Annotated in this window: 12 protein-coding genes; 4 read left to right on the plus strand and 8 right to left on the minus strand. The window is 60.5% G+C overall.

Annotation, left to right across the window (positions count from 1 at the left end; genetic code table 11):
- Positions 1 to 64: 64 nt before the first annotated feature.
- The gene (locus PLJ71_06445) at positions 65 to 1,228 is read right to left on the minus strand and encodes a Gfo/Idh/MocA family oxidoreductase (GenBank protein ID HQM48310.1); all 1,164 of its coding nucleotides are present in this window, start codon (positions 1,226 to 1,228) and stop codon (positions 65 to 67) included.
- Between the two features lie 413 nt (positions 1,229 to 1,641).
- Between PLJ71_06445 and PLJ71_06450 the strand changes: the two genes are divergently transcribed.
- A complete protein-coding gene (locus tag PLJ71_06450; GenBank protein ID HQM48311.1) occupies positions 1,642 to 2,355 on the plus strand; it encodes a 4Fe-4S dicluster domain-containing protein in 714 nt (237 codons plus the stop codon).
- A gap of 9 nt (positions 2,356 to 2,364) precedes the next feature.
- Here PLJ71_06450 and PLJ71_06455 read toward each other — a convergent pair whose 3' ends face one another.
- From PLJ71_06455 to trpS, 6 genes are all read right to left on the minus strand, one after another.
- Complete coding sequence (locus tag PLJ71_06455; protein HQM48312.1) at positions 2,365 to 3,576, minus strand: hypothetical protein; 1,212 nt, start codon at positions 3,574 to 3,576, stop codon at positions 2,365 to 2,367.
- Between the two features lie 25 nt (positions 3,577 to 3,601).
- Positions 3,602 to 5,050 (minus strand): RtcB family protein, encoded by a 1,449-nt coding sequence (locus PLJ71_06460; protein ID HQM48313.1) that lies wholly within the window; start codon positions 5,048 to 5,050, stop codon positions 3,602 to 3,604.
- A gap of 21 nt (positions 5,051 to 5,071) precedes the next feature.
- On the minus strand, positions 5,072 to 5,515 hold the full coding sequence (locus tag PLJ71_06465) for an archease (protein HQM48314.1): 444 nt from the start codon (positions 5,513 to 5,515) through the stop codon (positions 5,072 to 5,074).
- A gap of 62 nt (positions 5,516 to 5,577) precedes the next feature.
- Positions 5,578 to 7,680, minus strand: coding sequence for a radical SAM protein (locus tag PLJ71_06470; GenBank protein ID HQM48315.1), 2,103 nt, complete (start codon positions 7,678 to 7,680; stop codon positions 5,578 to 5,580).
- 76 nt (positions 7,681 to 7,756) lie between these two features.
- Positions 7,757 to 8,698 (minus strand): NAD-dependent epimerase/dehydratase family protein, encoded by a 942-nt coding sequence (locus tag PLJ71_06475; protein ID HQM48316.1) that lies wholly within the window; start codon positions 8,696 to 8,698, stop codon positions 7,757 to 7,759.
- 27 nt (positions 8,699 to 8,725) lie between these two features.
- Entirely contained in the window at positions 8,726 to 9,787 is a 1,062-nt protein-coding gene (gene trpS / locus PLJ71_06480) for a tryptophan--tRNA ligase (GenBank protein HQM48317.1), read from the minus strand.
- Between the two features lie 493 nt (positions 9,788 to 10,280).
- On the opposite strand from trpS, the gene gltA reads away from it, so the two are divergent.
- Positions 10,281 to 12,596 carry an NADPH-dependent glutamate synthase gene (gene gltA, locus PLJ71_06485; protein HQM48318.1) on the plus strand — a complete coding sequence of 772 codons (2,316 nt, stop codon included), beginning with the start codon at positions 10,281 to 10,283 and terminating at the stop codon, positions 12,594 to 12,596.
- A gap of 415 nt (positions 12,597 to 13,011) precedes the next feature.
- Here the strand turns inward: gltA and PLJ71_06490 are convergent, their stop codons facing one another.
- Positions 13,012 to 16,164 carry a hypothetical protein gene (locus PLJ71_06490; protein HQM48319.1) on the minus strand — a complete coding sequence of 1,051 codons (3,153 nt, stop codon included), beginning with the start codon at positions 16,162 to 16,164 and terminating at the stop codon, positions 13,012 to 13,014.
- A gap of 1,007 nt (positions 16,165 to 17,171) precedes the next feature.
- On the opposite strand from PLJ71_06490, the gene PLJ71_06495 reads away from it, so the two are divergent.
- Positions 17,172 to 19,145: a PAS domain S-box protein gene (locus PLJ71_06495; protein ID HQM48320.1), complete on the plus strand. Its 1,974-nt coding sequence runs from the start codon at positions 17,172 to 17,174 to the stop codon at positions 19,143 to 19,145.
- Positions 19,142 to 22,855: a PAS domain S-box protein gene (locus PLJ71_06500; GenBank protein ID HQM48321.1), complete on the plus strand. Its 3,714-nt coding sequence runs from the start codon at positions 19,142 to 19,144 to the stop codon at positions 22,853 to 22,855. Before PLJ71_06495 ends, PLJ71_06500 begins: the two co-directional genes overlap by 4 nt.
- The last annotated feature ends 15 nt before the right edge of the window (positions 22,856 to 22,870 follow it).

A 22,870-nucleotide genomic window follows, 5' to 3' on the forward strand; every position in this document is an offset into this window, starting at 1 on the left:
CATCGAGTCCTCTGGGTGTTCGGGCTGTTGGGTGTTTTCCCCGTTACCAGACGGGGTAACGGGGCTAGATTTCCTCGAGCTTGACCACCCGGCGTTCGAGGTCGGACCGGATGGCGGCGAACGCCACCCGGGTAGCGAGGACCGCATCGTCGATGCCGCAAACCATGGGCCCTTCGCCGCGGATTTCGTCGACAAACCGGTCGATGGCTTGTCCGTGTCCGCGATCGGGGCATGCAGCAAGAATGAGTAGGGGGTCGGCGCCGCGCGAGATTTCCTCGCACGCCCGGCGCTTCTTGTCCAGCCAGCCCGGAAGACCGCCCTGGACGCCAACATCGGGGAACCGGTCGTCGAGCATGTCGTAACAAATTCGCGGGGGGGCGTCCGCGATGCCTGCCGTGCGCACTTCGACCATGTGGTCAACAACCACAACGCCGCCGTTGCCCATGACCTCGTACAACTCTTTTGGGTAGCCGAAACTCCCGTTCGCGCCCATGAAGATGGTGGCGATCTCCCCGGTCTTGTAGCGGATCACCACGCCATGATTGAGCATGCCGCCCGACAAGGCCGCCGCTTCCTCGGGTTCGGCCGCCAAAAACCAGTTGCACAGGTCGGTGAAATGCGTCATCTCGAACAGCATCGGCCCGAATCGCGCCTGTTCCTTGTCGAAGACCCAGCCTTTCCATGAGTACCAGTCGTCGTTGATACGGACAGACATCCCCGCCACGCCGTCGTCGGGCAGCGCGGGCCGGACGCCGCCTTCGCGGTCGAAGCGCCATGGACACGGCTTGGGATCCTCCATATGACCGCGGAAAATGCGGTGCGCGTCGAGCATGGCGGGCGAGTTGCGCCTGTTATGCCCCGCGCAGAAGGGAATGCCCGCGCTCTTGACGATCTTTTGAATCTCGCGCGCTTCCTCGAGTGTCCCCGCGACGGGTTTCTCGACGTATACCGGCTTGCCTGCCTCCGCGCACGCCGCAATGACCGGGAGCCGCAGTTTCTCGGTGGTGGCCAGTACCACGCCCTCGACCTCGGGGTCGTTGATAGCCTCGAGGTAGTCGGTGGTAATCTTCTGCACGCCGAACTGTTCGCGGCATGCGCGAAGGGCCGTTTCGGAGACATCGCAACACGTGTGCAATTGCGTTTTCGCAGACCGGGCAATATTGGGGATGTGCTGGCTGCGTGCAAGCATCCCGCACCCGATAACCGCGAACCTCATTGGCTGGTGCATGGCCAATTTCTCCAGGTGATCCATTAAGGCAATTGACCGCGTAGAATCTGCGAAAGTTTGAATTATAACACGCCTTATCGAGACCACCCGCGCCCCGGTCACCATTTGTCGCAACCGGCGCCGTGGCCGGTCGTACGAGTGCTGGCTCTGCCGCCCCAGCGGGGCTCCGGACCGCACGCCGGTTCCCATCGCGAGGCCCGCAAGAGCGGAGGACGATAATGATGCGCGACTCTGTCCGCCCGCAATGTGATTAGAACGCCGGTAGGGAAACCGGCTCTCCGTTTGTGCCAGTTTCTACGTGGGAAAACAGTCAGTCCCTCGCTTCAGCCGCGCCTGGGCTGTTGCTCGAATATTCTGTGAACTTTTTATGTTAGTGTCTACGCAGGTACACCAAAGAAACTTGAGGAACAGTTATGCCCGTACGAAACATTATCAGGATTAACGAGGATCTTTGTGACGGATGCGGCAAATGCATCACCGGATGCGCAGAAGGCGCGCTGGCCCTTGTCGACGGCAAAGCGCGGCTGGTCAAGGAGAGTTTCTGCGACGGACTCGGCGCGTGCATCGGCGAATGCCCGAAAGGCGCGCTGACCATCGAGCGCCGCGAAGCCGACGAGTTCGACGAATCCGCGGTAGCCGAGGCCATGCATATAGCCCCCTCGGTTCGTCCTGTCCCTCGCCATTTCCCCGGCTGTCCCGGGGCGGCTCAGCGCGAATTCGGGCAGCGAAAAGCCTCGGTACATGCCGGCGGCGACCTGCCTTCCGCACTGACGCATTGGCCGATTCAGCTTCACCTGATCATGCCCGACGCGCCTGCCTTCCGAAACACCGACATCCTCATCGCGGCGTCGTGCACGGCCTTTGCGTGCGGCAAGTTCCATCCGGAGCTTCTGGACGGCCGTTCTCTCATCATCGCGTGCCCCAAACTCGACAACCTGACGGGCTATGTCGATAAGCTCACGTCACTTTTCGTTGATGCTCAGCCCCGGAGCGTGACCGTAGCCCGCATGGTCGTCCCGTGTTGCCAGGGACTCACCCTCCTGGTGAAACAGGCCCGCGAGATGGCCATGAGCGATGTGCCCGTCGAGGAAATCGTCATTGGCCTTGAGGGGGAAGTCAGAGACTGACGGTGTCACTCATGCCCACCGCTCGGCGGCATCGATGGCGAGGCGGGTCCAATCGTGGAGGCGGCGAGGATGACCCGCGAGGGTCTGGAGTTCGCGCAGAATGAGCTGGTAGCGACATCCCTGCAGGCGCCTTGCGCCGTCTTCGAGGTCGCGGCCGATGGCGTCCAGGTCGTCGGGAAACACCACGCGGCTTGCTTTCTGCCGCCACATGATCACGTAATCCGTGCCGATGCGCTCGATCACTCTGCCAAGATCGGTCCATGCGCTGCAGACAAAAATACGCAGATTGAGCAAACTCAGTACGCCCTCGATCTTGTGCGTCAGGTTCTCACAGCAGCCGTAGGCCGACAAGCCGAACTGCTCGATGATGGGCCGCTGATACTCCATGCAGAACTCGCGCCACATATCCGGTCCAACCGCGTCAAACTCCTGGCTGTTGGCCATCACCCAGCAGTTGCGATAGGTTACCGGACCGTCCTGGGGGCCTACGGGGTCGCTGCAGACCATCGGGCCGGTGTTGTTGGGCGAGAGCGTGCCCGATTCCGCGACGGCCTTCATCCCCGCCAGCGAGGCGTCGCGCAGATAGGCCATAAGGCGGTGCATCAACTCCGGCGCGGCCATCATCGAGACCATCATCTCCTGAAGTCCGATCAGGTCCGCGGCGTACGTTACGAGAGTCGCGTTGAGAGGAGGTGCGGCCGTCACGCGCACCGGCATGATATCGGCGAACAGGTCTCCCGCACGATTGAGTTCACGGTCCGTCGCGCCGGCGTCGAACGTGAACGAGGGCATGCGGAGCCTGTCGAAATCCGCCTCGGCCTTCAGCGGCGGGACGTAGGCCCATGCGCCGCCCTCGGCCCCGGAATCCCGGTGCTGAACGTCTACGCCCCACAGGTTTGGCGGCTCGCACCGGAACGCCGCGCTCACCTCGAAATACGGCTCGAGGGGGGAATCATCACCGATCTCATTCTTGATGAGCGTCTGCCGGAAACCTCGTTCCCAGCCGCGCATCCACGGGTCCGGGCATTTCAGTGTGTTCTCCGGCAGGAGTTCATCCCACGCGCCGACGGGACGGCACCACACGGGCGCGCGGTCGGGTTTGCGCAGGGCATTGACGTCGCACCACCGCTGACGGATCCGTTGATTCGCCCCGCTCAGGGCGATTTGGGCCACTTCCATGGCGAGCGCCCGCACAAGCGCCGCATCCTTACTCGCAGCCATTGCCATGAAATCCCTCTGACCGCGGTTACCCCTTAACCACTCCTACCGGGCGGATGCGCGCGACGCGCCGCGAGATTCCCGCCGTATCCAGTACCGCCGTGACGGCGTCTATGTCTTTGTATGCGCTGGGACTTTCTTCGGTCACGGTTTTCTTGCTGCGTGCCATAACGAAGATGCCCTGCTGCTCGAGTTCGCGCAGCAGCGCCGCCGCGTCTTCGCCTTTTCGGGCGGAGGTGCGGCTTTTCACCCGGCCCGCGCCGTGGCACGCGCTTCCGAAGGTCTCGGTCATCGCCTCGTCCGTGCCCGCACACACCCATGACCCCGTGCCCATGTCGCCCGGTACAAGGACCGGCTGTCCCACGCGGCGGTACGCTTCCGGCACTTCTTCGCGGTTTCCCGGAAACGCGCGGGTCGCGCCCTTGCGATGCACACACAGGCGCCGGCGCTGCCCTTCGACCTCGTGAATCTCGAACTTGGCGATGTTGTGGCAAACGTCATAGACCAGCCGGATGTCGAGGGCCTCGGCCGATGCGCCGAGCGTGCCTTCCAGCGACATCCGCGCCAGGTGCATCATCACCTGCCGGTTGGCCCAGGCGTAGTTGGCCGCGGCAGCCATGGCCGCCAGGTAATCGCGCCCTGCCTGGCTCTTAACGGGCGCACAGCACAGTTGGCGGTCCGGCAGGTCGATTCCGTAACGCGCAGCGGCCCGCACCATGGTCTGGAGTGAATCGTCGCACACCTGGTAACCCAAGCCCCGGCTTCCGCTGTGGATCATGAGCGTGACCTGCCCCTCGCGCAGACCATAGGCCCTGGCGATTTCAGCATTCTCGATGCGGTCAACCACCCCGACTTCGAGGAAATGGTTTCCCGAGCCGAGAGTGCCGAGCTGTTCTTCGCCCCGGCTCTTCGCGCGTTCCGATACCACATCGGGGTCAGCGCCGTTCAGGCGGCCATGCTCCTCCGTGTGAGCGAGGTCTTCCTGGTTGCCGTAGCCTTGCTCCACAACCCATGACGCGCCATCGGACAACACGCGCTTCATGTCCTTGGTGCTCAGCTTCGGAATAGCCCCGCTCGAGCCTACCCCGCATGGGATATCGCGGTACAGTCCGGTCACGATGTCGCGTATCCTGTCCCGCACGCCCTGGTAATCCAGGGCCGTCGTCATCAGGCGCACCCCGCAGTTGATGTCATAGCCCACGCCGCCGGGCGAGATCACGCCGTCATTGTCGGGGTCCGTAGCCGCCACGCCGCCGATGGGAAACCCGTACCCCCAGTGCGCGTCGGGCATGGCCAATGAATACCCCACAATGCCCGGCAGACACGCCACGTTGGCCACTTGGTCCACCGCGTTGTCCGCTTCGATCTTCTTGATAAGCTGGGCGTCGGCGTAGATGCGACCAGGCACGCGCATCTTCCCTCGTTTCGGGATCTCCCAGGTATAATCGTTGATTCGTTTGAGCTCTGTTCGCGCCATACCTCGCATCTCATGGGGTGGTTAGAGGTCGAATATGGCTTCCGCGCGCCACCCCGTTTCCTGCTGCTCCACTTTCATTCCGTGGTACGTGGCGGCCTTGACCTCGTCTTCGCGATCTTCCGCCCGGTATCGGTACCCTTGTACTTCTGCCTCGACGCGATTCGCATCCGCGTGCATGAAGCGGAACCGCGTGACTGCAAAGTGCTCGGCTTCCATGAGGTAAATGAGCTCCTGGAGCCAACGCACCAGCACGTCCTCGGGTTTCTCGGCCGCTATACTGATCAAACGCCGGTCCTCGCTCCTATCTTCCATGCGCCTGAACGCGACCGCGTACAAGGCGAGCGCGGCCGCCTCGAGCAGTTCCGCGAACGTAGCGCCCGTACATTCCACGCGCGCGTCAGCGGTGTGTTCCAGAAACCGGTAGTTCATGATCCCTCGCTGCGCCTGCACCTTGTAATCTAGCATAGAAGATGGGCGCCGCAGGAAAACTGTTCTTCAGAGCGCGTCAACCGGCTGGTCTGCGCGCCCTACGCGTGGGTGATGAAGCTGAACATAAAACGCGCACCCAGCAGCAATTCGACGATTATCAGGCGAGGCAACAGGAGTATGTTGAGCGTGAGGAACCGCCAGGACTTGAAACGGGCGATAACGTCTTTCCGGTAGGCATTGAACTTCCGGCGGCGGGCCACGTAGCTGATCGCCAACTCCTCATATCGCTTCACGAGCGAATCGGCCACGTACCGTTCGGCATCCGCGATGGTGCGCCATGTGGGCATCTGGACGTCAAAGCTCTGCAGGTACTGGCGGATTTCGTCGGCCTGTTTTGCCAGGCGCTTGCTCACGCGGCGGCTTTGCGCGCGGCTGCTTTCGCTCAGTTGTTGCAGGCGTTCGGCGGCGGACGCGAGCGTAACGCGGATCTCTTGTGCTGCCACGTCGTAACGGCCTTTGAGATTGGTTTCCCTGAGGCGGTCCTGCAGGCGGGGCAACTTCGCCCGCAACTCGGCCAGGGTTGCCCATTTGGGATCGTCGGGTTTCCGCGTGAGCATCCAGATTTCCTGGAACTCGAGGAATATCTGCGCATAGGTGCGGAACGTCCAGAGGGTTTCTCTCACGCACCGCCACAGAAAACGCGAAACGCTCTCGCGCGGGAATGTAGCCCGGCGCGCCTTGCGTTCGCGCCGCCTCACGAGGCCGGTGAACATGGGATGGCTGCCCTCCAGCGTGGCATAGCGGTACCACATGCCGATCCACAGCATCTGCCAATACCGTACCCGCGGCGTGCGGAGCAGCACATTGATCAGGTTCTCTTTGCTGTAAAAGGCCTCCCACGCGTCCTGATACGCCTGCGTCCATTCTCCGTGCGCCATCCTGGGATGCCGGAACGTCTCGTGAAGGCTGTCGAAATTGTTGAGGTCCGCGTCGATGGGAATGCGCTGGTCCACCATGCGCTTGTGGTCGGCCGAACCGGGCAGGGGCGTGAACATAAAAAACGACGCCTCGTCGACCTTGACCTCGTTCATCAGTGTTTCGATGTCTCGCCGGACGGACGCACGCGTGTCATCGGGCAAGCCGATGATATAGCCCACGTGGACGAGAGCTTCGGCCTTGTGCCAGACCTCGACCATGTGCGCGTAATCCTCGACGTCGTTCTGGCGCTTGTCCATGGCCTCGATGTTTTTGGGATTGACGCTCTCCATCCCCACGAAGACCATGTAGCACCCCGCTCGCTGGGCCTTTTCGACGAACCGGGGGATGGCGTAGGCGCGGGTATCCACCTGCATCATGAACGTGATGTCCATGCCCTGTTGGCGCATTGCGGCGACACCGTCGAACAGCTCTTCCCACACCGGGCTCCGTGCCAGGTTGTCGTCGGTGAAGAACCACATGTTGATCCCGCGCTCGTAGCTCATGCGGATTGATTTGAGGATGCAGTCCGCGGAACGGCTCCGCAACCGGCGCCCCTGGACGTTGATCACCGTGCAGAACGAACATCCAAAGGGGCATCCCCGGCTCGTATCGAGCGTGCCCATCGTGCTGCATTTGAAATGCTCGAGATACGCCAAATCGGGCTCGGGGGCGCCCGCATGCGTCAATGCGGGAAACTCTGTCTGGCGGTAAATGGGTTTCAATTCGCGCGCCAGCGCGTCGCGCAAGAGGCCGGCCAGCGCGTCCGGGGCTTCCGCTTCGCCTTGGAACAGCGACACGCCCATATCGAGCAGGCGCTGCGGGTCCGGCGTGATTTCGTCGAACATGGCGAGCATGCCGCTGACATGAAAACCGCCCACGACCACGGGCACCCCTGAAGCGCGGAACTGCGCCGCGAGGTCGGTCGCTCGCACGAACTGATTGGACTGCACGCCCACCAGCCCGACGAGGAGCTCCGTGTTGCGATTGCGGCGCTTCCGGGCGATTCTCCGCACGGGTATGGGTTCGACCGTGTCGTCGTAGATGGATACCTGGACGTTCACGCCGGGACCAAGAGCTCCGCTGCGGGCCACGTCCATCGTCAGTGAACGCAGACAATTCAGCGTGTTTGACGGCAGAATCCCGCGGAAAAACCGCAGAGGATAGCCCTCGTTGTCGTAGGTCGAACAAAGAATATATACAACCTGTAAGGTCCGCTTTTTCATACGCGTATAGAACCTTATCCGCGCCGTATGCGCTGGGATTAGTCTAACACATGGAGGTAACGAACATAAATGCGCGTCACATTCCCAATTCCGCTTTCAGCAGGCCCGCCTCAATCATCCAGGCCAGACTGTCTCGAAGTCCCTCGCGGACGGAGACTTGCGGTTCGTAGTGGAGCACGCGGCCGGCTTTGGTAATGTCGATACACATGTGCTCACATATGAACCGGAGGCCTGCCTCGTTCGCCTTGCCCGTTGCCAGGATCTCCTCGATGGTTGCGTAGCGGAAGATCGATTGGGAGCCGAGAAGCTGGGCGGCAAGTTCGGCGTAGTGTGTCAGGGTCACGGCCCGCTGCGACGAGAGATTGAAGATCTGTCCTGCGGCTCGTTCGGGCGCCTCCAGCGCGGCCCTGAATCCGCGCGCGAGGTCCTGAACGTGCACGGGCTGGACCAGGGCAGTCCCGTCTTTCGGAATCCAAATCTCCTGGCCGTTGGCCAGGCGCTGGAAGTATCGGGGATTCCGCGCGCCCCAGATGTCCAAGGGCACGTCTCCCGCACCGAACACGTTGCTCACTCGCAATGAACAGACACGAAAGCCCACGCGCGCATGAAAGGCGAGCAGCGCTTGGTCTTGAGCGAGTTTCTGGCCGAAGCCGCCCAACTCGGGCGCGCACGGCGTGGGGTCGGATTCCCGAACAGGCACCGTCGCCATCGGCGCATACACGCCTGTGGAACCGCAGTGCACCAATTGCCCCACTGTCCGGTGCAGCAGCGGCAGGTACCATTCCAGGTCGGCAGACCCCAGAATCGTGTCCACAACGGTGTCGAAACGCCCGGGCGTGAGAATGGATTCCACGAAGGCGCGATCGCGCGCGTCGCCGAGGATGTGCTGGGCATCCGCGGGCACGTTGCCGGCGGTTTTCCCGCGATGAAGCAGGGAAACTCGGTGGCCCCCCGCGGCAAGCTCGCGTGCGATGGCCGCACCCAGAAACCGCGTTCCGCCGACGATGAGGATATTCATGCCGGCCCTCCTGCCGGGTTGCCCGCGCTACGCACGGTATAGACTGTGACCGATGCCGATGGCCTGGCGCACTGCTTCGACCGTCTCGAGCGCGACAGGCGTTACCCGCTTGGCGTTTTCGCGCAGGAAATCCTCGACCGTCTTCTGCGAATTACCGGGATCGTTGTATTTCTCGATGATAGGGGCGTTGAATGCCGACACATGCTCCGCCAGCGTCGTCTTCAGAGTGCCGTAAAACTTCTCTCCCCGGCGATATTTCCCTACGAAGTCCCGGTACACTTCCTCGGGCGCCAGCAAGTTCAGCAGGCGGTATAATGCGCCCACGCTGTTGGGCATCCTCGGGATGACATCGTCCGGGTCGTCGCTGTCGGTGTTCAGGGGCTCGGGATCGGTTGTCGTCTCCACTGCCTTGATCTTCCGCAGCACGGTTTTCGCGTCATCGAGCAAATCGAGCGTGTTGTTTTCACTCTTTCCCATCTTGGCCGACCCGTCGAGGCCGGGCAGGCGCAGGGCATTGCGCGGCATGCCCTCGGGCACCGTGAGCGTTTCCCCGAACCGGCTATTGAACCGCTGGGCGATATCGATGGCCATCTCGAGATGCTGGCGTTGGTCGTCGCCTACGGGTACCTTGTTGGCCCGTACGATCAGGATGTCCGCCGCCATGAGCACAGGATACCCGAGGAGCCCGTACGACAGAGGGTTGCCCTCAACGCCGCCCGGCGCTTCCTCGAGCTTGACCATCTTGTCCTTGTAGGTTGTGCCGCGCGCAAGAAATCCGATGTTCGTGATCATGCCCAGCAACAGCGTCAATTCGGCCGTGCACGGGAGATCGCTCTGGCGGTAAATGACGGACTTTTCGGGGTCGAGCCCGCACGCCACGTATGTCCGCAGCATATCAATCGTCTGCTGGTAGAAATCCTCCCGCTCCGTAATAGTCGTCAACGCGTGGTAATCCGCAATGAAGTAATAGCAGATGTTGTCCCCTTCCTGGAGCTCGATGAAACTCTTTATCGCGCCAAAGTAATTGCCGTAATGCAACCGTCCCGTCGGACGAATCCCCGACAGGATTATTCCCTTCTTTTCAGCCATGGTTAACCTCATGCCCTTCGCGCTGTGGCCGTCCGCTTTCCCTTTACCTGATAATGGAAAAATGCACATGCATGGTGTGCACGTGGTGAAGACGGACGCGACAGACCGCCTCAGAGCGGTGTGCATAATCGTTCCACGACGAGCCGTGGACCACCCTTCCAACGCCCTCAAGAATACACAAAACCGCCGCCCGATTCCAGAAAACGGCCCTTCCCCAATCGCTGGATAACCCGGCGGCTGGGGCAGTCACCAGGGAACCACCGGAATTGAGCCCCCGCCATTGTTCCCATCCTGCGGTTCCGCCACGCCCGGAATCGGAGGGAAAGCCAACGGTTTCGCCGGTTTGATGCCCGGCCCCGTAAACGGTAGAATCCCTACTCTGCTGAATCGGAAGTCTTGGATAGGCTGAAGCCATAGGGCTGACGCTTCTGGCACACGGTTCCCGCTCGAAGTGTGTGCGGGGCGGGAACGCCTGAACATCGGAAAAGGAATCATGTTTCGTATCGCTAAAAGACTGCTGCTCGCCGAAAGAATCAAAGAGTTCGAGGTCGAAGCTGCGTTCATCGCCCGCAAGGCAAAACCCGGGAACTTCGTGCTCGTCCGCGGCTATGCCCACGGCGAACGGATACCCCTGACCATAGCGGACACCAACCCCGAGAAGGGCACCATTACCCTCGTGATGCAGGAAATGGGCAAGGGGACGACGCAGTTGGGCGCCATGGAAGAGGGCGACAGCTTTCTGGACGTCGTGGGACCCCTCGGGCACGAACGTGAAATCTCCGGCCCGGGAAAGACCATATGCGGCGTCGCCGGGGGAGTCGGCGTCGCCCCGATGTATCCCCAGATGAAGGCCCACCAACAAGCGGGCAACCGGGTCGTCTCGATTGTGGGCGCCCGCAGCAAACCCCTTTTGTTCTGGAAGGACCGCATGGAAGCCGTCAGCGAGAAGGTCTTGTACAGCACCGATGACGGCACGTTCGGGCATCACGGATTCGCAGCACAACTCCTCGAGCAGCTCCTGCGGGAAGGCGAGACATTCGATGAAGTAATTGCCATCGGTCCCGTGCCTCACATGAAGGCCGTGACCGGTGTCTGCAAGCGACATGGGGTCCCCGTTGTGGTGAGCCTGAACCCCATCATGGTCGACGGCACGGGAATGTGCGGCGGATGCCGCGTTACGGTCGGCGGCGAAGTAAAATACGCGTGCGTGGATGGGCCGGAATTCGACGGGGCTGCCGTCGATTTCGACGAGTTGACCCGCCGCCAGGGAACATACCGGAAAAACGAGTCGGCCGCGCTCCAAAACCATGCGGCGCAAGGGCACGACTGCCGCCTGCAACGCCAGCTCGCTTCCATTCGCGCCGAGTTGGAGACGGCCCCGGGCGTGCTCGCGGACCAGTCGTTCAATCGCAGCGCCGTGTTGTTCGTCGCCGAAAACCTGGCGCGGCTGGGTGCGGGCGACGGCCGGTTTGACGAGGTCGCCACAGGGCTCACGTTCGATGCAGCCCGCAAAGAAGCGTCGCGCTGCCGCCTGTGCGCTAACCCGCTCTGCATCAAGGGGTGCCCGGTGGAAGTGGACATCCCCGGGTTCATCGCGGCAATCCAACGGGACGATTTCTCGGAGGCCGCCCGAATTCTCAAAGACAAAAACAACCTTCCGGCCATCTGCGGACGCGTGTGTCCGCAAGAAACACAATGCGAGGCCGTATGCGTGCTGAACGGCTCCGAAAGGCCCGTCGCCATCGGCGCACTCGAGCGGTTCATCGCGGACTGGGAGGCTCGGTTCGAACCAACGACGCCCCGTGCCGCAACGTTCAACGGACAAAGGATCGCGGTCATCGGAAGCGGGCCGGGAGGTCTCACCTGCGCTGCGGACCTGGCGAAAATGGGGTATGGCGTCACGATCTTCGAGGCTTTCCACGACACCGGAGGCGTGTTGCGCTACGGCATTCCGGAATTCCGACTGCCGAAGGATATTGTTGACCGCGAAGTAGGTTATGTGAAGAGCCTTGGCGTTAAAATCGAGTTGAACACGGTGATTGGCAAAATTTTCTCCCTCGAGGACCTGTTCGCGCAGGGCTACGAAGCGATATTCATTGCTGTAGGCGCGGGCGCACCGGCCTTCTTGGGTATTGACGGCGAGAACCTGGTCGGCGTGTACAGCGCAAATGAGTTTCTCACGCGCGTCAACCTGATGAAGGCCAACCGCAGCGACTACGATACCCCTGTATGCGTAGGACGCAAGGTCGCCGTGATCGGGGCCGGAAACGTCTCCATGGATGCCGCGCGCACCGCGAAACGGCTCGGTGCCCAGGAAGTAAGCATCGTATATAGACGCTCCCGAGACGAAATGCCTGCTCGGGCCGCCGAAATCGAGCATGCCGAACACGAGGGGATTATCTTCCAGTTGTTGACCAACCCCAAACGCATCCTCGGCGATGAGTCGGGACGCGTCCGTGGCATCGAATGCATCCGCATGCAGTTGGGCGAGCCGGACGATTCGGGCCGCCGCCGTCCCATTCCAATACCGGGTTCTGAACTCGAGATCGAATGCGACATGGTGATTCCTGCGCTTGGCAACAAGGCTAACCCCCTGCTGACCTCAAACAGTCCGGGGATCAAACTCAATAAATGGGGCAACATTGTCGCCGACAAGGAGACGTGTGCAACCTCGATGCCGGGCGTGTACGCGGGAGGAGACATTGTCATCGGCGCCGCCACCGTAATCGAGGCGATGGGTGCAGGCAAGCGCGCCGCAAGAGCTATCGACGCCTACCTGAAGAACAGACAGGCCGCTACAACGTCCTGACAATACCGAAAAACCTGCATTAGGTTCGTCAATAGTAACCGGTGATGTCATTTTCTGACACTAATGTGTCGTCAAATATATAATATTAAGAGCTTAGAGCGGACTAATATCTGTCGTTACGCCCCAAAAATAAGTCAATCTATTCATAATCAGCGTCGCATCTCAGTGGATAGAACATTCCCGCTTTTCACCCGGCACGGCAACGGCCTTCTCACTCCTATGTTCGGTGCCGGTCAGAGTTGTTAAACATATACGTCCCTCATGCCGCACCAGTCACACCACGTATACGCCCTGTCGCAGCGTTCAGAAAAGCCGTTTGGAGAATTGCGGAGGCTGGAAGCAACCCGGGTACTTCGCCACTTGGCTTGACTTCGGCGGCGCAGTTGCCGGCAGCAGACCTCGGCGAGCTGGCCCTCTACTTGGCGGCAGGGCGAACGCAAACCAGATGGGACGTATCAGGCGCCAAGGTGATGGTGTAATACACATGGCTCTGCTCGACGCGCGTTTCGAGCGCTGTGTCGGCGAGCATGTCGTGGACCTCGACGTTTTCCTGGCCCAGAAAGCCGACGTGGGCCATGTTGACGTCTATTTCGGCAGTTACAGGCTCGTCAAGCTGCTCCCGCACGTCGCGGCCCACTTCCGTGCTGACCTGCCAGCGCTGATCGCCGTACCGCGCGGCTATAAACACCTGGCCCTGCTCACCCCGCCCGTACCGTTCGAGATAGACGCGGTCGGCCTTTGTTTCGGCGCCGGTGATGGGTTCCCAACCCGCCTTGGACAGCTGTTGAATCAGCGGGAGGTATTTTTTGAAGAGTGGCCGCACTTGGTTGTACCACTCAGGGTTCTCAAAAAAAGCCTTCGTGGCGCCGTCTTTACTGAAAAACCCGGGGAACATACCGTAGAAAAGGGCCCGCTGAAAATACCGCTCCGCCATGACCAGCGAGGGTTGACGTTCGATGTTCTCATCGACCTTTTGATCGATGTCGGCCGTGATGGGCTCGCGCAGAAAAGAGTCAAAATCCGTGTTCATGGCCAGGCAAATGGGTTTCTGGCACGCCAAGACGCGTTGCGCCATAAGGTCTTCGTCGGCAGACGGCAGCCACCGTCCCTGGATGCACCAGTTGATGTCCATGCAGACGATATCTACCATGTTCATGGGAAATCCGAAAGCGCCTGAGGCCATGAGAAGTCTCCCCTGGCCATGAAGGGTCTCCGCAAGCTTCTGCTCGTATTCATAGGTTGAGAACATGTTCAGAATGCCCACCTTGCGCGTGTGATTGTCGTATACGAGGGGCATCTCAGCCTGGCTGAAGTGGTCTTGGTTGTAGTTGATGGTTGTTCCCCAGCCGTTCAGGTTTTCGATGTAAGCCCCGGCCATTGCGCCGGACGCCGACGGCTCGCCCTCCATCCCTCCGTCCTGCAGCAGATTTGCATCACTTCCCCCTTCCCCAAAGAAGAAATCGTCGAACCAGGCGGTGGCGCCCTTATCGTCCTGCAACAACAGTTTTATCGTGGCTGTTGCGACGGGCTTCCCGACCTCGATGGTCTTCCTAATCTCGACAAAGTCGGTCGATTCCTGCGCCACGGGGATGCGTTCGGTCGCGGAAGTCCCTTGCGCATCAACCATGGTGACCGATATCGAGCACCCACTCTCCTGGCCGCGCTTCTGGCGCTTCATCTTGACGTATCCCCGCAGTTCAAGGGGTCTAGCCTCGGACTGGCTCACCAACACCCGTTGCCCAACGCCCGCACGCGGAGCGCTGCGCGACGTTTCCAGGCGCAGCGCCTGGCCGTGGCCGCGCCCGCCGCCGGCATCGATAGCACAGTTCCCTTCGGGAGACGGCCAGGCCGGCAGCACCGGAGCCCCACCGCCACTCAAACGCTGCACGACCGAGTCAATTTCATATGTACCCTTATTGACCGCGCCGGGAAGTTGGGGGTCCGGGTTTACGGCAAACGCGGCGCCGTTGCACCATGGCGTGTCTTTCATACTCAGCACCACCCGCCCTGTTATGTCGAGAAGCCCGGAACTGGCGACCTGCTGGCTGCTGGCGGACGTTTGGTTCTGCACGTAGGCGATGGCGTCCTCGGCCGTCCGGGGAATGTTCTCGGGGAGAGGCACCCAGACATTGGTTGGATCCGAGTACACAAAAGACGAGGCGCCTGGTTGAGCCTTTAGCCCGATGTTGTCGCGAACCGTGTGGTATGCGAAGAAGAAATCCTCCGCCTCTTCAATCGAGGAGACATCGGTCTTGGGCAGCCATAGTCCCTCGATGGGCGCCCGCCGCTGAAAATAGTTCGGGTAGAGCTTGTAATACTCGGCGAGCGCACCCCGGAACCCCCATCGGGCAGAAAACGGGAAAATGACGAAATCGAAGGTGGCTTTGCCGGGCGTGGACGTCGCGTTCGGGCTCAACCCGAAGTCGAACGCCACGTAGAACAACCCCGTCCGCGAGTCAAACCCGATCCGGTAATGCCGGGGAATGTCCATCGGGACGCCCAACGCAACACCGCGAACACGGGGGCCCGCATCCGGGGAATCCTTGTAGATAGCGCCCAGCGGGAACTTGGACATGGCCCCCGTGGCCCCCGCGACGGTCGTGCTCGTGTTGGCGTAGATGGTCGCCGTCGCGGGGATAGTGGTACGCGGGTCGTCGCACCACATCCAGCCGGAATCGTCCACCGGTATGCCGAAATAGACTGTGACAGCACGCTGATCGCCGCGCGTATCCTCAACAAGGCCGCTCACATGGATACAGTCGTCACGGGGGGTCATGGCAGCCGTGAGCTTCAGATTCAGGGGCTCGATGTCCCCTTTGATGACCAGCGTACCGCCCTGCTGCTCGAAATCCCAGTTCCACGGCGCCAGGAAGTCTGAGCGGGCCGCTGCGTCACGGGCGAAAAAACCGGGACCGTTCAGGCCGACTTTCTCCTGGCTTACCCAGACGCCGCATACTCGGGCGCGTTTTCGTTCGAGAGCCATCTGCAGCCCGTTTCGGGTCTGCATGTAGGGGATCCAGACCTTTTCGACGGGCGCGCGTACAGGTTGCGGCCGCACGGGCACTCCCTCGAACATATACGTCTCGCCACGCAATTCAAGAACGTTCACGTCGTCGAAATAGGCCGTGCCGGTATGACCGCGGAAGATCAGGTACACGTACGCGGCGCGGATGGGCTTCTTCGGCACAACGATGAACTGCCGCTCCTCCCAGTCGTGCGTGCCTACGCTGAAGTTGGAGGTCTGCGCCCACCAGGTTGTCCCGTCCTGAAAAATGAAGTCCAGATAGATGGAATAGCCGCTGTCAGGACTGCCGCTCACGTCTTGGGCGCGGCTCCACGCGCGGGCAACCACGGGATGCGGCTTCTCCTGGTTCAACTCGACGCGCTGGCCCGCGCCGTATTGCAGGATCTTGTCGGTGAGGGAACACTGGATCGCCCGGCTGCCGTCGCGGCCGGCTCCCGGCACCACGACATACCCTTCCTGCCAGAAATTCCATTCCGGAAGCTGTACTCCCTTTCCATCCTTCTCGGGCACGGTCTCACCCTGGTCAAACGAGGGGTTGCTCAAGAGTTGTGCCTCGTTCGAGAGGTTCACGTCCGTTTGGCGGAAGATCTGATCGAGAGCATCAGCGGAACGCGTTACAAGCAAGCCTGAAAAAGCGTACGAAATCGACGCGACAATGCGCAGTATTCCCCCTCTTCGATGAAGACTTCGTTGGCCCATATGCGAAAAGTCCAATCTTGTCTTAACTCGAAGCGTGCCCACCGCAGCCTCGAGCACTCTCTGACGCACCGCCAGAGAGGACCTCTTGCTTCAGCGAACCGGCGTAAGCCTGCTGCGGGATGCATCGCCCGGCCATCACCGAAAGATGGTCATACGGCGCCGCGAAAAGTCCCGTCTGATTACGCCATCTGCCCCCACCTTACCCCTGATGTCTCTACGAATGCAAGAAGCAGTGTATACGATGGCAACCTCCGGGGCAAACAAAAATCCAATGCCCCTCATCCTGAGCGCCAGTTTTTGCTGCGGAGCTTGTTTCACCATAGGCCGCATGTTTTGCCGCGGACAGTCATGCGTGGACTGGGGGGCCACGAAACGAACAGATCCCAACGATACGACCTCAAAACCGAAGATAAGTGAGCCAATACACCACTCAACGCTGGTTCGTGACTCGACCGGAAGGGCGAAGCCCTAATCTTCCCGTCGCACCAGGAAAAGGCGGTCCCCGACACCTCACACGAGCCGAACCGGCCCAGGCGTTGCTGCTGACGCGAGTCCCCGCCTCCCGAGCCCCGGGCGCGTGCATCCGCATGACGCTTGCGCAACGCGAGGCCCGTTTTTCTTGACTTTGGGTCGGTTCTTGCGCGAACAAGGCCTTGCACAGTTGTTGCATAGGCTTTAGAATGAAGATAAGCTGCGAGCCGTGAGATGACGCGCTCACTCGAAGGAAGCGAGCAACGCTGCTGAAGGAGCGTGCGATGGGCTATCCAGCCCTGCATGTATCGCTTCGCAGCGCGGTTACTTCCCGGGCATCGAGGCTCGAGGTGAATCGGCCGCAAGCCTAGGGCGAAAAAATGGAACGCTCACACCCGCACATAGCGACGGCTTTTGTGTTGGATTGGCACGAGCAAGCGCTGCGCTTTGCGGGGGTGGGCGTCTGCCGGTGCACGGTGAGGGGCGAGATTTGCGATATAGATTCCAAAGCCCTGGAAATCCTGGGGATACCCCTGAGCGAGCAGCCGTCCGGACCGTGGCGAGAAAAGACCTTTGATTCGCTGATATCGGAAACCTTCGAGCCCAAGCCGTTGTTCCAAGTTCTGACCAAAGCGCCCGAGGTTCGCGCTTTTGAGACGGTCCGCGCGGCGCCCCATCTCCCTGCGCAATGGCTGAGATTCGACGCCTACACGTCCGCGGATTGCGCAACGGGCGAATCCATGGTGTACGTATTGGTCCAGGACATTACGTCTCAGCGGCGCACCGAGGAAGCCCTGCGCGCGAGCGAACGCCGTTTCCGTCTGCTGGCCGAGAACATACCCGGGGTTATCTACCTCTGCAAGAACGACGCCCGTTACACGATGCTCTATCTCAACGATCAGGTTGAGGCGGTCACCGGCTACCCCAAACAGCGATTTCTGAGCGACGAGTTGAGCTTCGCGGAACTCTATCACCCGGATGATGCCGAGGGTATCTACAAGCGGGTTGATCAGGCACTGGAGAAGCGTTCCCCGTTTCACCTTGTCTACCGTATTCGCCATCCTTCCGGTGAGTGGCGATGGATCGAAGAACACGGGACCGGGGTGTTTGACGACGAATCGGGAGAACTGCTGTTCCTGGAGGGATTCCTGCACGACATCAGTGAACGCCATCGCGCCCAGACGGCCCTCCAAGAGAGCGAGGAACGCCACCGGTTCCTCGCCCAGAACTCTACCGATATCATTGCGCGATTGAACATCGACGGGCGGTTCGCTTACGTATCGCCTGCCGTAAAGGCCCTCCTGGGACACAGCCCAGAGGAAATGGTGAACCGGTCGGTGTACGAATTCGTCCATCCGGAAGAGGCCGTCAGAATGCGGGCGTTTCATCGCCGGATTCGGGACAAGACTGGCCGCTACAATCTCGAACACCGGTTCCGCCACGCAGACGGGTCGTATCCATGGCTGGAGACAAGCCTCCACGTGATGACCAATGAACTCACGGAAGAACGAGAGGCGATCGCTGTCATGCGCGACGTTAGCGAGCGCCGCCGTATGCGTGAGGAAATCCGGAGGCACGCGGAAACGCTCGAAACAACCGTTGCCCAGCGAACGGCGCAATTGCACACGCTCGAAGCCCAAAGCGCCGAAATGGAAAAACTCGCGGCAACGGGCCGCATGGCGGCGGGCATAGCCCATGAAATCAATAATCCCTTGACGGGTATCCGGAACTGCCTGCTGATTTTGGCTAGGAATGTGCCCGAAGGGCATCCTGACCGCCACTTTGTCGAATTGGCCCAAAGGGAAATTGAACGCATCACCCGAATTGTTCGTCAAATGTACCAGTTGTACCGTCCGGACGGCATCAAGCCGTCTCAACTCCGGATCGAAAACGAAATGCGGGATGTCTGTATGATGCTGGAACGCACGTTTGCCCGAAAGCATCTTGACCTGCGCCTGATGGTATCTCACGATACCCCTGACGTGACCCTGCCGGCAGGATATCTTCGTCAGATTCTCTACAACCTCTTGCTGAACGCGGCGGACGCTTCTCCCGAAAACGGCGTGGTCGAATTCCGCGCGAAGACGGTAAACGCCACTATCGAAATTGAAGTTGCCGACGAAGGCGGAGGCATAGCCGAAGATGTTTTACCTCGAGTATTCGAGCCGTTCTTTACGACCAAAAGCGGCCATGGCGGCGGCGGGATGGGGCTGGGCCTTTCAGTCTCGCGCAGTCTGGCCACGGCCATGAACGGGGAACTCCGCGTGGAAACGTGCGTTGGGCTTGGAACAACCTTCAGATTGGTGTTGCCCGTCGACGCGGAAGTTTCACGAGATGGCGGGATTAGACCATGAGCCAACCTGATGACACCTTGATACCGGACCTGAAGTGGCCGCAGGACGTCTCGCTGAGCTCTGCGACGTTCCAGGAACTCTTCGACCGGCCCTTCCGGGTGCTGCTTGCCGACGACGAGGAGACAATCGTGGTTTCCTCCCTGGAACTGTTTCGGCAAGAGGGCTGGGAAGGCGACGGCGCTCGTTCCGCCGAAGAGGCCCTGGAACGCATCGAGGGACAGGAGTTCGACGTCGCCATAGTGGACTACAAGATGCCAGGGAATGAGAACTTGGCATTGCTTCAGCGGTTGACCGACCGGTATCCCCACCTGCCGGTGATAATCATCACGGGGTTCCCGTCCCTCGAGTCAGCCATTGTCAGTGTGCAGCAGAAAGCGTTCGACTACGTCACGAAACCGCTTGACATGGGCTATCTGCTCAGACGCGCCCGGGAAGCCGGGGAGTATTGCCGGTTGCGAAAAGCCCTGTTTCAAAGCGAACAGCGTTACCAATCCCTCATCGACGACGTCTTGGAGGTGTCTCAGGTCGCCCTGATGATTGTGGACGCGGAGCACCGCGTAGCCTGGATGAACCGCGCCATGGAACGGTTCTTCAGTTTCCAACGCCAGAATACCGTTGGCAAACCCGTGAAAACGTTCATTGTTGAGGAGTTCAAACATGTATTCGAGAACCCTGAAGAGTTTGAGCGGGTGATGCTCGCGGCTTACGAGAACAATGCATATCCCGAACATTTTGAATGCCAGGTCGTGGAAACGGACGAACGCAAAGCCCGGTGGCTGGAACATTGGAGCCAGCCCATCGTGTCCGGTCTATATGCAGGCGGACGGATCGAGCAATATGTGGACATTTCGACCCGCAAACGCGCCGAGGATGATTTGCGGGAGAGCAAAGAGCGGTTCCGCCTGGTTGCCGACTTTACCTATGACTGGGAGATATGGCTGGGGCCCAAGGAGGAGATCCTGTACATATCGCCTTCGTGCAGGCGTATCACAGGTTACGAGCCGCAGGATTTCATCAGCGACCCTTCGCTGCTGGTGCATATCGCTCATCCGGAAGATCGGCCCGCCCTCGAAGAACACTACCGGACAGCTCCCCGTGCGACCGAATGTCAGACCATCGAATTCCGGATCGTTACAAAAGACAAGCGGGTTCGGTGGCTGAATCACGTCTGCCAGCCGGTGCATGGAACGGACGGACAAGCCCTGGGCAGACGCGCCAGCTTTCGTGACATCACGGCGAAGCATGAAGCAGAGCAAGAACTCCGAAAGCGCGAAGCCATTCTTGAAGCCATTGGCTTTGCGGCAGGACAGTTCCTTCAGGAAGAACGGTGGGAAGATACGATCGAGATAGTTCTCGAACGATTCGGCGCCGCTTCGGGTGTAAGCCGCATCACGATCTTCCAGAACCTGCTGCGTCAAAGTGGCGAGTATTTCATGCAGGCCCGGTTTGCCTGGTCGGCCCCGGAAATGCGCGGCACCATAGACACTCCTCCGTTGCAGGGTCTTCCTTATCGCGAGTCCGGTTTATCCCGATGGGAATCGCTTCTGGCCCGCGGGGAATGCGTATTGGGAAACGTGCGCGAATTCCCGCCGCAGGAGCGGCGGCTCCTCCTGCAACAGGAAGTGGCTTCGATCCTGGTGATACCCCTTTTTGCCGGCCGGCAATGGTGGGGGTTCATCGGTTTCGAAGAAAGCGTCTGCGAACGCACGTGGACGCGTACTGAGGTCGAGGCCCTTCGCGCGGCCGCGGATACCCTGGGCGCAGCCATTCAGCGTCAGCAGACCGAGGATGCCCTCCGTTCCCAAGAAGCCTTTATGCGCCAGATTCGAGAAGCCACGCTGGATGCGGTGGAAGTAATAGACACGAATGGGGTTATTGTTTGGCGCAACACTGTGGCGGGCGAGCTCTACGGGAATGAGGTGGGCTCAAAGTGTTACGAGAACCTCAAACGGGACAGCCGGTGCCCGGAATGCGCCCACCTTGCAATTCAACAAGACGGGGTACCCCGCGACTACGAATGCACGGTGGTCGATAGGCGCGGGCGGACGCGAACCATGTGGGTTCGGGCTACGCCCCTGCTGGACGCAAAGGGCAATATTACCGCCGTGGTCGAGATCAGCCGCGACATTACCGAGCGCAAACGCATGGAAGAAGCCCTCCGCGAAAGCCAGGAACGGCTGACCCTGTCCCTCGCGGGAAGCGGCTTGGGCCTGTGGGATTACGATCTCAAAACGGGGCAGGTGTACCGCGACGAGCGCTGGACCGCCATTTTAGGGTATTCGAATGAGGAATTGCTGACGCACCGTTTTGACACCCGATGGCTTCTCCATCCAGACGATATTCCTCCCCTTGAAGAGGCATGGTCAGTCCATCTCGCCGGCCAAACTCCTTTCTGCGAAGTCCAGATTCGCATGAAGCGGCAGTCGGGCGCCTGGCGCTGGATGTTGATGCGCGGACAGGTAGTGGAACGGGACGACAGCGGGGCGCCGGTACGTGCTGCGGGCAGCATCCGCGACGTGACGGAAATAGTCAACGCCGAGCGGGAACAAAAACGATTGTCCGACCGGATGCGGCAGACCCACAAGCTTGACAGCCTGGCCGTGCTGGCGGGGGGAGTGGCCCACGATTTCAATAACCTCCTCATGGGAATAATGGGGAATGCCCATCTCGCCCTTTCCGAGGCGGCGCCAGGCTCTCCCGTACGGCGTTACCTCACCGAGATCGAAACCATTGCGCGCCGGGCGGCGTTACTGGCGAACCAGATGCTTGCCTATGCCGGCCAGGGCCAATTCGCCGCGCGGGCGCTGGATGTATCGGAAATGATCCAAGACATGGCGCCGCTCTTGACCGCATGCGTCCCGCGGCGCGTCCATCTCCGCTATGATTTGCGCGATGACCTGCCTGCCGTGATGGCGGATGACCGCCAGTTGCGGCAAATGGTTGTCGCCTTGGTCGACAACGCCCGAGAAGCCATTGGCAGCCGCTCGGGTGAGATCAGGATTCGCACCGATTCCATAGACGCCGATTCGACCTACCTTGCCAACACCTACGTTGATGATGAGCTGCAGCCCGGCGAATACCTCTGTCTCGAGATCGCCGACAATGGCGAGGGAATACCCGAGGATGTCCTTCCGAAAATATTCGACCCCTTCTTTACAACCAGGCTTGCAGGGCGCGGACTCGGCCTCAGCGCCGTGTTGGGAATCGTCCGCGGACATAACGGGGCCATTCGGGTAGACAGCCAGCCCGGCGTTGGCGCCAGATTCACCGTGTTGTTGCCCGGCAGCCGCGTAAAGCCCAAGACCGCCGTCCCTCCGCCTGCTGGGGCCGGCCAATGGCGCGGAAAGGGCATGGTCCTGCTCGTGGACGATGAAGAGTCCGTATTGCGGGTCGGCGAAGGATTGCTGAAACGCTTGGGATTTGGAGTGCTGAAAGCGCACGACGGTGTCGAGGCACTGGAGGTCTTCGATCGCCATGCCGATGTCATTGCGTGCGTCATACTCGACGTGTCCATGCCTAATATGGGCGGCGAGGAGGCTTTCCTGGAACTCCGCGAGCGCAAGCCCGACCTGCCCATTGTTATTTCGAGCGGTTACATGGAGCGAGACGTGGCGGAACGCTTTGCCGGCCAGAAACTCACCGCGTTCCTCCACAAACCTTATACGGGCGACGAACTTCGCGAGACATTGCGCAAAACTCTCGTCGAATGAACTGTTCGGTGTCCC

It is taken from the genome of Candidatus Hydrogenedentota bacterium (assembly GCA_035416745.1).
In the GTDB taxonomy this organism is placed as follows: Bacteria; Hydrogenedentota; Hydrogenedentia; order Hydrogenedentales; family SLHB01; genus UBA2224.